Raw genomic sequence first — 12,654 nt, forward strand, 5'->3', positions numbered from 1 at the left:
CCCTCCGCATGTTGGAGAGCAAGCCGGGCCCGCCAGCGCCTCCTGGGAGGCCAGTCGGCCGCCGCCCGCGAGCTCTACAGGGACGGGGTCTCCGCCTCGCCCTCCCGCCGGTGCAGCAGCCGGTACAGCACCGGCAGCACCATGAGGATGAGGACGGCCGAAGTGAGCATGCCGCCGACCACGACCCGTGCGAGCGGCTGCTGAGACTGGGCGCCGATGCCCGTCGCGACCGCCGCCGGCAGGAGCCCGATCGCCGCGGCGAGCGTGGTCATCAGCACCGGCCGCATCCGGCTGTCGGCGCTGGCCAGGATCGCAGCCTGCAAGGAGAGCCCCTCTTCCCGCAGGTCGCGGATGCGGACCACGAGGATGAGGCCGCCTTGAATGGCCACCCCGAAGAGCGAGATGAATCCCACGGCGGCGGACACGCTGAAGTCCGTCCCTGTCAGCAGCAGCGAGAAGATCCCCCCGACCAGCGCGAAGGGCACCGTGAGCAGCACCAGGACGGCGTCGCGGAACGAGCCGACGGCCAGGTACACTAGGAACAGAATGAACACCAGGCTGAGCGGGATGATCTTGGCGAGCCGCTGTTTCTCCTCCTGGAGCTGATCGTACTCGCCGTGCCACTCGATCCGGTAGCGCTCGGGCAGCGACACGTGCTCCTTAAGCTTGCGTTGCGCCTCCTGGACCGTGCTCTCCAGGTCCCGCCCCCGCACGCTGAACTTGATCGGGATGTACCGCTCGTTGTTCTCGCGGTAGATAATGAACGCCCCGGTTTGCATCGAGATGTCGGCGAGCTGCTTGAGCGGGATCCGCGCGCCCTCCGGCGTGCTGACCTGGATTCCCGAGATCGTCTCCACGTCCTGTCGGTACTCGGGCAGGAACCGCACCACGAGGTCGAACCAACGCTCCCCCTCGAACACGCGCGTCACGGCCTGGCCGCCGATGGCGGCCTGGACCACCGCGTTGACGTCTGCCACCTGCAGCCCGTAGCGGGCGCAGGCCTGCCGGTCCACGCGGATCAGCAGGTTCGGCTGCCCCCGGAGCCGGAAGATCCCGAGGTCCTTGACGCCCCGCACGCCCTTCATGACCTGCTCGATCTCCACCGCCTTCTCCTCCAGCACCTTGAGGTCCGGGCCGAACAGCTTGATCGAGTTTTCCCCCTTGACGCCGGACATGGCCTCCTGGACGTTGTCCTGGATGACCTGCGAAAAGTTGAAGGTGACGCCGGGAATCGTCGCCAGCCTGGCTTCGATCTGCTCGATCAGGTGCTCCTTGTCCCGGAGCTCCCGCCGCCAATCCTTGCGCGGCTTCAGGTTGACGAGGAACTCCGCGTTGAAGAAGCTGGTCGGGTCCGTCCCGTCGTCAGGCCGGCCGAGCTGGGACACCACACTCGTCACCTCCGGAAACTCCCGGAAGATGCCCCGGACCAGTGTGGCGATCTCGCCGGCCTGGGCGAAGGAAATGTCCACGGGCATGGTCGCCCGGACCCAGAGGTTGCCTTCTTCCAGCGCCGGCATGAACTCACCGCCCAGCAGGGGCACGACCCCGAGCGCCAGCCCCACCAGGGCGACCGCGACCGCGATCACAAAGGCCTCGTGCCCGAGGGCCCACCGGAGCGCGCTCAGGTAGGCCCGCCGGACGCCCTGGACGAGCGGCATCTCCTCCTCGCGCATCGGCCCCGTGAGCAGGAGCGCGCAGAGGGCCGGGGCCAGCGTGAAGGCCATCAGCAAGGCGCCGCTCAGGGCGAACCCGTAGGTCAGCGACATCGGGGCGAAGATCTTCCCCGGCACGCCGGTCATCGTGAACAGGGGGATGAACGCGACCACGATGATCGTGGTCGCGAAGAAGATCGGGCGCCCGACCTCGCGCGCGGCCCGGAGGACGTACATCGGCACCGTGAGCCCCGGCGCGGGCCGATGGGCGAGGTGGGCGAAGATCCGCTCCACCATGATCAGCGTGGAATCCACGATGATCCCGAAATCAATGGCGCCGAGCGAGATCAGGTTCGCCGACTCGCCGATCGCGACCAGCATCACGAACGTGAAGAGGAGCGCCATCGGGACCGTGAGCGCCACGATCACCGAGGTCCGGAAGTGCCCGAGGAAGACGTACAGGATCACGAAGACGAGGACGATCCCGCTGATCAGGATGTCCACCACCGTCTCGATCGTCGTGTGGATGAGCACCGTGCGGTCGTAAAAGGTCTTGATCTGGACCCCCTTCGGCAGCTTCCAGCCGTTCAGCTCCTCCACCTTCTTCTTGACCCGCTCCAGCACGGGGAGCGCCTTGGCGCCGCGCTGGAGCAGCACGACCCCCTCGACGACATCGTCCCGGTCGTCAATGCCGACCTTGCCCAGGCGGACCCGGTGCCCCACGCTGACCTTGCCGAGGTTCTTGATGAAGACCGGGGTACCGGCCTTCTCGGCCACGACCACGTTCTCGATGTCATCCAGGCTGTCAATGAGGCCCAGCCCCCGGATGTTCACGTTCTGCGACCCGATCGTCAGATAGTTGCCCCCGACGTTGGCGTTGCTGCCCGTGAGCGCGTCCATCACCTGCTGCAGCGTGATGCCGTAGCCCAAGAGCGCCCCGGGGTCGAGATCGACGTGGTATTCCTTGGTCGTGCCGCCGAAGGCGGTGACGTCAATCACGCCCGGGACCCGCTTGAACTCCCGATTGAGCTGCCAGTCCTGGATCGTCTTGAGGTCAGTGAGGGAGACCCCGTCCCCCACGAGCTCGTAGCGATAGATCTCCGCGATGGCCCACCAGGGCGACAGCGCCGGGTTTGCGTTGGCCGGCAAGGTCATCATCGCCAGCCGGTTGAGCACCTCCTGGCGGTCGAAGAAGTAGTTGGTCCGGAAATCGAAGTAAACCTTGATGTCGCTGAGCCCGAAGATGGACAGCGACCGGATGTCGGTCAGGCCCGGCATCGCAGCGAAGCCGACCTCGAGCGGGATCGTGATCTGGCGCTCCATCTCCTCGGCCGACCAGCCTGGATACTGGGTGATGACCTCGACCATCGGCGGGGAGGGGTCCGGATAGGCGACGACGTCCAGCACGTGGAAGGCGTAGAGCCCCCCGAACAGCAGCATGACCCCGAGGACGCAGACGAAGACGCGCTGCTCGAGGGCGAACTCGACGAGGCGCGCAAGCATGGCGCGGGGTACCTATCACGTTCCTCCGGAGAGGTCAACGGTTTTAGACGGCTCCCGCCCGTCGCATCGAGCCCCGCACGAGGATGAACTCGTACAAGCGGCACTCGAGGGCCCCGTTGTACAGCGGCAGGCGGCGCGCGGGTCGAAGCCCGATAAGCTTGGGTAGCCGGAGATCCGCCGTGAACAGATAGGCGCGCCAGCCGTGGAAGCGCCGCTTCAGGACATCCCCCAGCCGCGGGTAGAACGCGGCGAGGCCGGCCTCGTCGCCCATCCGGACGCCGTAGGGCGGGTTGGCGATCAGAATCCCCGTCTCGGCCGGTGGCTCCAGCTCCAGGATATTCGCGCACCGCAACGAGACCGTATCGGCGAACCCGGCCGCCTCCAGATTGGCGCCCGCCGCCGCGAGGGCCCGCTCGTCCCGGTCGCAGCCGAACAGGCGCCCACCGGCCGGCGTCACACGGCGCGCGCCGGCGGCGGCACAGAGGGCCCGCCACGCTTCCGCGTCGAAAGGTCTCAGCACCTCGAAGGCGAACCGCCGACCGAGCCCTGGCGGGACGTTTCCCGCGATCAGCGCGGCTTCCAGGAGGAACGTTCCGGCGCCGCACATGGGATCCAGGAGCGGCTGGCCGGGGACCCAACCCGTCAGCCGCAGGATACCGGCCGCCAGATTTTCGCGAAGTGGTGCCTCGCCAACCGCCCGCCGGAGCCCCCGCTTGAACAGGGCTTCCCCGGACGTATCGAGGGAGAGGACGAAGGTGGACTCCTCCAGGAAGAGATCCACGCGGATATCCGGCCGGCTCGTGTCCACGCTCGGACGAACGCCCGTATCCCGGACAAATCGGTCGCAAATGGCATCCTTGATCCGCAGGGTCACGAAGTCCAGGCTCCGCAGCGGACAGCGGATCGCCGTGACCGTAACCTTGATCGTGCGGCAGGCCGAGAACCAGTCCGGCCAGGGAAGGGCGACCGCGGCCCCGTAGAGGTCCGCCTCCCGCCGGTAGCGACCCTTCGCCACCTGCCAGAGCACCCGGCTCGCGAGCCGGCTCTCCAGGTTCACGCGGTAGCAGAGTTGGAAGGGGCCCCTGAACCCCACGCCCCCGGGGGCCGGCCGGATCGCCCGCGCGCCCAGCTCCGCGAGCTCCACGCAGAGCGCCGCCTCCAGGCCGCGCGGGCAGGGCGCGAAGAAGGTCTGGTCGCCCGTCACCGGGCGAGTTGGAGGATGGTCCGCCATTCCTCCGGCGTCACGGGTTGGACGGACAGGCGCAAGCCCCTCCGCAGGAGCACCATCCGCTCCAGCCCGGCGGTCCCCCGCAGCTCATCCAGCGAAATGGGCCGGGCGAACTTGCGGACGAACTTGATATCCACCATGTACCAGGTGGGGGTGGATGGCTGGCTCTTGGGATCGTAGTGCTTGTCCTTGGGATCGAAGGCCGTGTGGTCCGGATAGGCCTCTCGGACGACTACCGCGATCCCCACGACGGCGGGTGGGTCGGCGTTGCTGTGATAGAACAACACCTGGTCGCCGACCTTCATCTCGCGCATGAAATTCCGTGCCTGGTAGTTCCGGACCCCGTCCCAGCAGGTCCGGCGGCCCGGCGCGCGGCGCAGGTCGTCAATCGAAAAGACGCTCGGCTCGGACTTCATCAGCCAGTAGCGCGGCGTAGCCGCCATCCCCCACCTCCTGGAGCGCCAGCTCCTTGTCGCTTGTGTCCGTACACGCCCGGTGCTATGGTGGGCGCGCCAAACGGAGGCATTGTACGACAGCCCGGCGCCCCGGCACCATCCCGCGGCGCGCCCTCCTGCTCGTCTGGGCACGAGCGGTTACATCTTGACAGGAGTGGTGAGACCTATGTCGGCCTTCTGGTTCGGGGTTTACAAGCTTGCCGTATACGCGGTATGGCCCTATACCTGGCTAGTGCTCCTGTTTGGTCTCGCGCTCATCTTGACCCTGGGACCAGCCTCTCCACGACGATGGCGCTGGCTCCGCCTCGTGGCAATCGCCGGAGTCCTGACGGGATGGGGTCTAGGCAACAGACTGGTCGCCTCCACGCTGATCGCACTGCTTGAATCCCAGTATCCGCCCCTGAACCTTCCCTCGCCTCGAACCTACGACGCGATTGTGGTCCTCGGCGGTGGCCTACGGAGCGCCGGCTCCCTACGCCCTGCTACGGAGCTGTCTTGGATGAGTATGGAGCGCACACTCTGTGGCGTGGACCTGTTTACCCAAGGCCTTGCGCCACGACTTGTCTTTACAGGGGGCGACACGGCCATCTTCGGCAGTGCCCCCTGGGAAGCAGAAGAGATGAAGCGACTGGCCGTGCGGCTCGGCATCCCAGCGGAAGCTATAGTGCTGGAAGGGCGGTCGCGGACCACCTATGAAAGCGCCATTGAGGCAAAGCGGCTGTTGGACCAAGCGCCAATTCTGCTGGTCACATCCGCTAGCCATATTCCTCGCGCTTTGGGCCTGTTTCGAAAACAAGGGCTGGATGTGACTCCGGCCCCCTGCGGCTATCTAGCCCAGAACGCTGTGGGTGACTGGGATGGCACTCCCTTCTCGCTCCTCCCCGACGTCCGTGAGCTCCAGACCACGACATACGCAGTCAATGAATTCGTCGGCACACTGGTCTACCGGCTGACCGGGAAGCTGTGAGCCGGGACGCGAGGCCGAGAGCGATCCCCTCACCGGGCTACCGCTGGTGCCGCTCCAGGTAGTCGAGCAGCGCCCGGTAGGTCAGCTCGCGGATCCGGACTTTGGACAGGCCCGGCTCGCCCAGGTTCACCTCCAGCCATACCTGGGTTCGAATGTGGTCCTGAGCCGCGTGGCACACCGCCCACATGTCGTGCAGGAAGCCGTCCGGCAGCCCGACCGATACGCCTTCCGATTCGATGCGGTCATCCAAAATCGCCATCAGGTCCGAGAGCGCCTGGTCCGGCCGGTAGGGCCCCGCGGCGAACCCGAAGGTCTGGTGGGCCTGGGCCTCCTGCTTCGCCTGCTCGACCAGATCCCCCATGTACTCCTTCAGCAGCCCGATCAGGTGGCCCGTGAGCTTCATCGGCATCCCCCAGCAAATCGCAGGCGACTCCCTCCCCCACACTCTACCACCAGCCGGTCGCTACTGGCTATTTGCTGTCGGCTCTTCGCGGCTCGCGGTTCGCTATTCGCGCCCAGCGGGTGTATGATGCCTCCTATGGCGGAGTCCGGATCGGTGGAGCGCTTTGAAGTCTGCGTCAACACACCGGCGGGCCGGCTCACGAGTACCGTGGAGGTCCCGAGCGGGTTCGTGCCGGTCTCCGCCATTGTCCCGGTGCTGCGCCGGGTGGGCGAGCAGACGTTGGCGCTCGAAGAGCGGCAGGCGGTGGCAGCGGGCGCGTCTGTGTCCTGTAAGAAGGGCTGCGCCGCCTGTTGCCGGATGCTGGTCCCGGTCTCTGCGCCGGAAGCCTTCGCGCTCCACGCCATGGTCGAGCGGCTGCCGGAGGCGCGGCGGCGCGCGCTGCGCGCGAAGGTGGCCGAGGCGCGCGGGCGGCTGGACGCCGCGGGACTGCTCGGCCGGTTGACCGCGGTGGCCGAAACCGACCGCCAGCTCCAGGACGAGGACCTCGAGTCCCTCAACCGGGCGTACTACGCGCTGCGGCTACCCTGCCCCTTCCTGGAGGACGAAGTCTGTTCGATCTACGAAGACCGGCCGGCCGCCTGCCGGGAGCTGGTGGTGACGACCCCAGCCGAGTGGTGCCAGGATCTCCTCCACCACCGCGTGCGCCCGCTGCCGGTCGCCGTCCGCGTCAGCACCGCCCTGGGATTGCTCTGGGCCGAGCTGACGGGCGGACCCGCCCGCCTGATCCCGCTCCCGGTGGCCCTGGACTGGGCCGAGCGCCACGAGGCCGAGCGCAGCCGGCGGTGGCCGGGCTCGGCGCTGTTCGAGAAGGCGATGGACAAGGTCTGGTGGCTGCTCAGCAAAGTGTTTACCGAGGGGAGCCCGGTGCCATGATCGCCGGACCGAGGGCGGGCGTGGGTCCCATCCGGATCGGCATCAGCGCCTGCCTCCTGGGCCAGCGCGTCCGCTACGATGGCGGCCACCAGTCCCAACCCTGGACGGCGCGCCTCGGGAAGCAGGTCGAGTGGGTCCCGGTCTGTCCGGAGGTGGAGATGGGGCTCGGCACCCCTCGCGAGCCGATCCAGCTTGTCGGTTCGCCCGCCCGACCGCGCCTCGTCGGGGTCGCGAGCGGGCGCGAGTATACCGACCAGATGCGGGCCTATGCCGCGGCGAAGCTCCGTGCATTGGCCCGGCTGGGCCTCTGCGGCTATGTGTTCAAGGACCGCTCGCCGAGCTGCGGGCTAGCCCGTGACGAGTTCGGCGCCGGGGTCCCCCGGTTCGCCCCGGACGGCCGCGCGACGGCCAGCCCCCGCCTGGTTCCCGCGGGGACCAACGAGGCGGGGCTCTTCGCGAGGGCCTTCCGAACCCGCTTTCCCCGCCTGCCGGTCGCGGGCGACGGTTGGCTGCGCGACCCGGCGCACCGAGAGGAGTTCCTGCGGCAAGTCGTGGCCTATGCGGCCGCCGCGCGCCGACGGCGAGCGGGTCGGCGCGGCCGACGGCGAGCGGGTCGGCGCGGCCGACGGCGAGCGGGTCGGCGCGGCCGACGGCGAGCGGGAGCGGGCGGACGTGGACGTCGGAGCCGCGCGCCGCGTCGCTGAGCGCGGCTCGCCTGGCGGCTGGACCGACGCCGCCCGCCCCTCGCCGCCGGGTCTTCCACGTCACCGATTGTGCCTAAGGCGGTTTTCCGTTATGATCCGGGTCCCCGTGCGCCCAACGCGGGCCCCCGCGGGCGTCAGACGGAGAAAGGAACGCTGGTCGCGATGCTGCAGCCCGTGCTCGCCTGCCTGGATCTGGAAGGTGTCCTGGTGCCGGAAATCTGGATTGCTGTGGCGCAAAAGACCGGGATCGCCGAGCTGCGCCTCACGACCCGGGACGTCCCGGATTACGACGCCTTGATGACGCGGCGGCTCGGGCTTCTTGACCGGCACGGGCTCACGCTGGCCGACATCCAGGCCGTGATCGCGAGCCTGGCGCCGCTGGAGGGCGCGGCCGAGTTCCTCCAGTGGCTCCGCGAGCGCTGCCCGGTGATCATCCTCTCGGACACCTTCTATGAGTTCGCCCTGCCGCTCATGCGGCAGCTCGCCTATCCGACGCTCTTCTGCAACCGGCTGGAGACGGATGGCGCCGGCCGCCTCGTGGGCTACCACCTCCGCCTGCCCGATCAGAAGCGGGCATCGGTGGCCGCGCTGAAGCGGCTTCGGTTCCGGGTGATCGCCGCCGGCGATTCCTATAACGACACGAGCATGCTCGCGGAGGCCGATGCGGGGATCTTCTACCGCCCGCCGGAGGCCATCGCGGCGGAGTTCCCGCAGTTCCCGGTGACGCAGACCTATGAGGAGCTGAAGCAGGCCTTCTGCCGGGTGGGAGAGCTGCGGCCGTAGGAAGGCCAGCGTTCAACGGTCCTCTGTCAGTCCGGGCTCGACCCGGAATCTCGGGTCACGCTGGAGGCCCGCCGGCGCGGGCCTGACGGAAAGGGGGCTGGGTCCCAGCTTCCGCCAACGGCATGCGGGCTAGGTCGGCGGAGCACTCTGTGGTAGGATTGCCCCGGCTCACACGTGCAGCCCGAGCTCTTACAGAGTGGCTGGCCTGGGAGGTCACGATGACGACCGTGAACAGAGAATTGCCCGACGGTGCATTTTCAGCGTTGCGCCGCTCACCGCAAGAGTTCGCCACCGAGATGCGCATCGCCGCAGCCGTGCAATGGTATGTGGAACAGCGGATTTCCCAGGAGAAGGCGGCGGAAATCGCCGGCCTGAGCCGGGCGGAATTCCTCGATGAGTTGTTTCGACGGCGGGTGCCCGCCTGCCAGATCACGCTGGAAGAACTGATCAAAGAGCTCGAGAGCAATCGTGCCTGAAGCGTGGGTTGTCAATGCGTCGCCTGTCATCCTTTTGGGCAACGTCGGTCGCCTGGACCTTCTTGAGCGTCTGGGAATCACTCCTCTTGTTCTCGAGACCGTCCTTCGCGAGCTCAGCGCCGGCATTGAGGGAAGCCCCGGAGCCAGCGATCTGTTGAACTGGGCGACCGCTCGCCCCTGAAGCCTCGGCTCAAGAAGGATTCAAACCCAGAAGGTCGGCTGGACGGGGCACGGGGCGACCCGGGATTCCCGCCTTTCCGTCGCCCCAGCGGAGCAGGCCCGGGCTTGAACCGGGGGCCGTGGTTCAGTCGGGCTCTGGATTCCGGCTTTCGCTGGAATGACGGCTCCCAGCTCTCCTCGCGCCTTGCGCCCTGCCACCGCCTATGCTAGCCTTACCTGAAGTGGATCGCGGACAGCGAAAGCGGCTGGCTGACATCTGCGAGAAACTTGGAGCGGCGCTCAAGGGCATTCTCACCGATGGGCTTGTGTGGCAGAGCCTCGTCATCGGTGGTCTCGGGTTCATGCTCCTAGCTGTCTCCATCCAGCTCTCGCGGGAGGACTAACATGGACACCTTGCTGGTTCTCGCGATCATGGCCCTGCTCTTCGCCCTGGGCATGTGGTGGTACCTGAGCCACCAGCATCGCTAGACCTTCGCCTCCTTCCTGGCCAGTCCCTTCGGCGAGCCTATCGTCAAAACCAGTGTTGACCAAGAAAAAATCCCCGCCGGGCATCATCCCGGCGGGGATTTTTTGAACCAGCGGCGTGCAGCGAAGAGCCGCCACCCTGAGCTATTGACTGCCCGCTCCTGGCCGGCTCTTGAGCGACGAGCGACTTCGCTGGTTGCGCTCTGCTACGGCGCGACGTAGGAGCCGAACTTCGGCACCTTCTCGCAGACCTCCTTCGGCTCCATGTTGTTCTGCTTGCAGAGGTGATAGAGCGCGCCCTCCGCGGAGAGCCGCGCTTCCTTGTGCTCCCCCGCGTCGGCGTAGCCGATCCCCAGCTCCAACAGTTGGATCGCCTTCTTGTCCGCGTTGGCCGACCTCGCCTTGGCGAGCGCCTCCCGCATATCGGCCGCGGCCTTCTTGGCGTTGCGCATGTCCGCGCCCCAGGACTTCTGGAAGTCCTCCGGGGTGTTGAAGGCGGTGTAGCGCTTACCCAAGCCCGGATAGTCGGTCAGCCCCTTGTACGCCTGGTTCGTCAGCGCGATGGCGTCGGCCACCTGGGCCTGCGCCGCGAGCGGCGTCATCCAGCCCACTAGGCCGGCCACCACAGCCAGCAACATGAGTGTTCTCATGGTTGTCTCCTTCTGCTTCATCGTCGTGAGGTGCGCTCCGTGTCACGCATCACGCGTCACCCATCACGGGTCCCCTTAGAAGTTCATCCACAACGACAGGTACCACCAGTCCTGGTCGGCGGCGTTGGGGGTGATGTTGTCCCGGATGTAGGCCCCGGCGAACATGTGGCCCCAGGTCCCCTGGAGGGCCACCCGGCCGTCCGCGAACATCCGCGTCCAGGTGAAGTCGATTTCGTCGCCGATGTGCCGCTGATTGTTGTTCGCCTTCGTCCAGGCATAGGGCAACTGGTTCGCGCGGTACCAGTTGTCCTTCGTGTTGGCCAGGTTGAAGTTGGCGTACCAGATCTCGAAGTGGTCGCGCTCGGACGGGCGGAACTGCAGGTTCACCTGCGGCGAGAACATGTTCCGCCAGGCCATGATGTCCATGTACCCCATGTGGATGTGGTTTGTCGGGTAGAAGTTCTCGAAGGTGTTCGAGCTGTGGCCGCAGGCCTGCCCCGAAGTCGCGGCGGCGTTGTTCGTCCCGCAGTTCGCGTTGCCGTCGCCCGAGGCATAGTCCAAGCCGAACGCCAGGCGCGGCTTCCACTTGTGCTCATAGACCGTGTAGCCGATCCAGTTCCGGGTGGCCCAGGCGTTGATGTGCAGGTCCATCGTCGTGCCCTGGAGGCCGGAGGCCTGCCGGCCGAACTGGTAGGCGGTCTCGTTGATGATGTCCCAGTTCCCCTTCCGCATCTCGGTCCGGTTCCCGAGCGTGTGGCGGACCTGCAGGTTCGCCTTCGGCAGGGCCCCGCCCGTCCAGCTCCCGGCTCCCGCGACGTTGGGGGTCTGCTGGTTGTTCACGAAGTTCGTGAACAGGATGTAGTAGGGCTCGAACAGGAACCCCGGGACGGTCTTGATCTGGTTGTACAAGATGAACAGGTTGGCCGAGTTGTTAGCCTTGCCGCCTGCAATGTTGTTGCCGACCCCGCCCACCGCCGAGTTCGGGCTGGTGAGCAACGTGTTCACGTCCGCCTCCCGGAACCAGCCGAAGTAGGTGTCGAAGGCCTTAGTCGAGTAGGCGAACAGGATCCCGTCGTGGGAGAAGCCCGTGTTCGCCCAGTCGAAGTGGCCGAACAGGGAGTGGTTCCCCAAGATCAGGTACTGCCGGCCGGCCTTCATGCTCAGGCCCTGGATCCCCGCCAGGTTCCGGATCAACACATAGGCGGCACGGACACCCAGGTTGCAGCCCCCGGTTCCGCCGTTCGCGCTCGTGCTCGTCGAGCAGTTGTTGTTCAGCGCCGGCCCGCCACCCGCCCCCGGGGTCGCCGGGTTCGCGGTGGTGCCCCAATCCTGGGAGTAGATCATCTCCATGTAGAAGTTGACGTCCGGCGAGAGGTCGTAGCCGATCCCCAGCCGCACCCACTGCTGGACGAAGAAGGTGTTGCCGGATCCCGTCCTACTGGACGCCCCGTTGCTGTTCGCCCGCGCGTTGGCCAAGGTGTTGCAGTTGCCGGCCGCGCTCAGCGGGTTCCCCTGACCGAAGCACATGCCGTACCGCGCCTCCGGCCGGACGCGCAGGTCGGCCCGGAGCCAGAGGTTTTTGAGGTCGAAGTTCCGGCCGATGACCGGATCGTAGGCCTCGTAGGCTTCCTTCTGCGGGATGTTTCTCGGGATCGGCGGCAGGTTAGTAATGCGCTCGCCCGGGGGCAGCTCGTACCCGGCCAGGGCGGGGGTCACCAGGGAAGAGACCAACACCTGGAGGCCGGCCATCAGCACGGCCGCACCCAGGGTGGGCAGGATGGACCGGATCGCCAGCCATCCTTTTCGCTGTCCGATGCTCCTCATAGCGTTCCTCCTAATGAATTGGATTGCGATGCCTCAACCGGCGGAGCCCTGAACTCGCTGGCGGGTGTGCCGCTCCTCCGCCGCGACTCGCTCTGATCCAACCGCATCCCACTATGATGCGGAGCCCTTGCTGTGCGGGTCTCGCGTCAGGACAACAAGGACCCGTTGTGCCGACGGGCCCTTTGGACGAAGTCTGCTCTGACACCACCCCCCTTCGTTTCGTGGTTTGACAGGTTGCTCATTGTCCAAGCCACGCTCCGATCACGGCAAGCCGCCCCATCACCTGCATCCCAACGAGCCCTCTGACCTGAGTCGCCCCCCTCTGGTCCACCGCCTCAATCTGCGCGACGACCTCTTCACGGAAACGGGCGACCTTCTGATCCAGAAAGGTCAGCCGTGGCGGCAGGTTTGGCACGCCGTCCCGGATGTCG

12 protein-coding genes are annotated in these 12,654 nt (G+C 66.9%); 6 read left to right on the forward strand and 6 right to left on the reverse strand.

Annotated elements, in window-relative coordinates:
• Positions 1-74: 74 nt before the first annotated feature.
• The 3 genes from ACWHYQ_RS06060 to ACWHYQ_RS06070 are packed head-to-tail and all read right to left on the reverse strand — an operon-like array spanning position 75 to position 4,826.
• Complete coding sequence (locus ACWHYQ_RS06060) at positions 75-3,155, reverse strand: efflux RND transporter permease subunit (protein WP_447974827.1); 3,081 nt, start codon at positions 3,153-3,155, stop codon at positions 75-77.
• Positions 3,156-3,198: 43 nt separating this feature from the next.
• Positions 3,199-4,386 (reverse strand): THUMP domain-containing class I SAM-dependent RNA methyltransferase, encoded by a 1,188-nt coding sequence (locus ACWHYQ_RS06065; RefSeq protein ID WP_447974828.1) that lies wholly within the window; start codon positions 4,384-4,386, stop codon positions 3,199-3,201.
• The gene (locus ACWHYQ_RS06070; protein WP_447974829.1) at positions 4,356-4,826 is read right to left on the reverse strand and encodes an EVE domain-containing protein; all 471 of its coding nucleotides are present in this window, start codon (positions 4,824-4,826) and stop codon (positions 4,356-4,358) included. The genes ACWHYQ_RS06065 and ACWHYQ_RS06070 overlap by 31 nt, the downstream gene beginning before the upstream one ends.
• 178 nt (positions 4,827-5,004) lie before the next feature.
• Here ACWHYQ_RS06070 and ACWHYQ_RS06075 point away from each other — a divergent pair, with 178 nt between their 5' ends.
• Positions 5,005-5,805, forward strand: a complete 801-nt coding sequence (locus ACWHYQ_RS06075; protein ID WP_447974830.1) for a YdcF family protein — start codon at positions 5,005-5,007, stop codon at positions 5,803-5,805.
• A 37-nt stretch (positions 5,806-5,842) separates the two neighbouring features.
• Here the strand turns inward: ACWHYQ_RS06075 and ACWHYQ_RS06080 are convergent, their stop codons facing one another.
• Positions 5,843-6,208: a hypothetical protein gene (locus ACWHYQ_RS06080; protein WP_447974831.1), complete on the reverse strand. Its 366-nt coding sequence runs from the start codon at positions 6,206-6,208 to the stop codon at positions 5,843-5,845.
• A 135-nt stretch (positions 6,209-6,343) separates the two neighbouring features.
• Here ACWHYQ_RS06080 and ACWHYQ_RS06085 point away from each other — a divergent pair, with 135 nt between their 5' ends.
• From ACWHYQ_RS06085 to ACWHYQ_RS06105, 5 genes are all read left to right on the forward strand, one after another.
• Positions 6,344-7,141 (forward strand): YkgJ family cysteine cluster protein, encoded by a 798-nt coding sequence (locus ACWHYQ_RS06085; RefSeq protein WP_447974832.1) that lies wholly within the window; start codon positions 6,344-6,346, stop codon positions 7,139-7,141.
• Positions 7,138-7,845 (forward strand): DUF523 domain-containing protein, encoded by a 708-nt coding sequence (locus ACWHYQ_RS06090; RefSeq protein WP_447974833.1) that lies wholly within the window; start codon positions 7,138-7,140, stop codon positions 7,843-7,845. Before ACWHYQ_RS06085 ends, ACWHYQ_RS06090 begins: the two co-directional genes overlap by 4 nt.
• A 162-nt stretch (positions 7,846-8,007) precedes the next feature.
• Positions 8,008-8,628 carry a bifunctional phosphoserine phosphatase/homoserine phosphotransferase ThrH gene (thrH, locus tag ACWHYQ_RS06095; protein ID WP_447974834.1) on the forward strand — a complete coding sequence of 207 codons (621 nt, stop codon included), beginning with the start codon at positions 8,008-8,010 and terminating at the stop codon, positions 8,626-8,628.
• Between the two features lie 218 nt (positions 8,629-8,846).
• Positions 8,847-9,104: a UPF0175 family protein gene (locus ACWHYQ_RS06100; protein WP_447974835.1), complete on the forward strand. Its 258-nt coding sequence runs from the start codon at positions 8,847-8,849 to the stop codon at positions 9,102-9,104.
• 383 nt (positions 9,105-9,487) lie between these two features.
• Positions 9,488-9,667, forward strand: coding sequence for a hypothetical protein (locus ACWHYQ_RS06105; RefSeq protein WP_447974836.1), 180 nt, complete (start codon positions 9,488-9,490; stop codon positions 9,665-9,667).
• Positions 9,668-9,955: 288 nt separating this feature from the next.
• On the opposite strand, the gene ACWHYQ_RS06110 is transcribed toward ACWHYQ_RS06105, so the two are convergent.
• Together ACWHYQ_RS06110 and ACWHYQ_RS06115 are read right to left on the reverse strand one after the other, a co-directional pair.
• Positions 9,956-10,399 carry a hypothetical protein gene (locus ACWHYQ_RS06110; protein ID WP_447974837.1) on the reverse strand — a complete coding sequence of 148 codons (444 nt, stop codon included), beginning with the start codon at positions 10,397-10,399 and terminating at the stop codon, positions 9,956-9,958.
• A gap of 75 nt (positions 10,400-10,474) precedes the next feature.
• Positions 10,475-12,223 (reverse strand): alginate export family protein, encoded by a 1,749-nt coding sequence (locus tag ACWHYQ_RS06115; protein ID WP_447974838.1) that lies wholly within the window; start codon positions 12,221-12,223, stop codon positions 10,475-10,477.
• Positions 12,224-12,654 lie beyond the last annotated feature (431 nt).

The organism is Nitrospira sp. Kam-Ns4a (assembly GCF_965152595.1).

Bases quoted from the DNA above. Each gene is read 5' to 3' on its own strand.
- ACWHYQ_RS06060 (WP_447974827.1), bottom strand. From the start codon at position 3,155: ATGCTTGCGCGCCTCGTCGAGTTCGCCCTCGAGCAGCGCGTCTTCGTC.
- ACWHYQ_RS06065 (WP_447974828.1), bottom strand. From the start codon at position 4,386: ATGGCGGACCATCCTCCAACTCGCCCGGTGACGGGCGACCAGACCTTC.
- ACWHYQ_RS06070 (WP_447974829.1), bottom strand. From the start codon at position 4,826: ATGGCGGCTACGCCGCGCTACTGGCTGATGAAGTCCGAGCCGAGCGTC.
- ACWHYQ_RS06075 (WP_447974830.1), top strand. From the start codon at position 5,005: ATGTCGGCCTTCTGGTTCGGGGTTTACAAGCTTGCCGTATACGCGGTA.
- ACWHYQ_RS06080 (WP_447974831.1), bottom strand. From the start codon at position 6,208: ATGAAGCTCACGGGCCACCTGATCGGGCTGCTGAAGGAGTACATGGGG.
- ACWHYQ_RS06085 (WP_447974832.1), top strand. From the start codon at position 6,344: ATGGCGGAGTCCGGATCGGTGGAGCGCTTTGAAGTCTGCGTCAACACA.
- ACWHYQ_RS06090 (WP_447974833.1), top strand. From the start codon at position 7,138: ATGATCGCCGGACCGAGGGCGGGCGTGGGTCCCATCCGGATCGGCATC.
- thrH (WP_447974834.1), top strand. From the start codon at position 8,008: ATGCTGCAGCCCGTGCTCGCCTGCCTGGATCTGGAAGGTGTCCTGGTG.
- ACWHYQ_RS06100 (WP_447974835.1), top strand. From the start codon at position 8,847: ATGACGACCGTGAACAGAGAATTGCCCGACGGTGCATTTTCAGCGTTG.
- ACWHYQ_RS06105 (WP_447974836.1), top strand. From the start codon at position 9,488: ATGCTAGCCTTACCTGAAGTGGATCGCGGACAGCGAAAGCGGCTGGCT.
- ACWHYQ_RS06110 (WP_447974837.1), bottom strand. From the start codon at position 10,399: ATGAGAACACTCATGTTGCTGGCTGTGGTGGCCGGCCTAGTGGGCTGG.
- ACWHYQ_RS06115 (WP_447974838.1), bottom strand. From the start codon at position 12,223: ATGAGGAGCATCGGACAGCGAAAAGGATGGCTGGCGATCCGGTCCATC.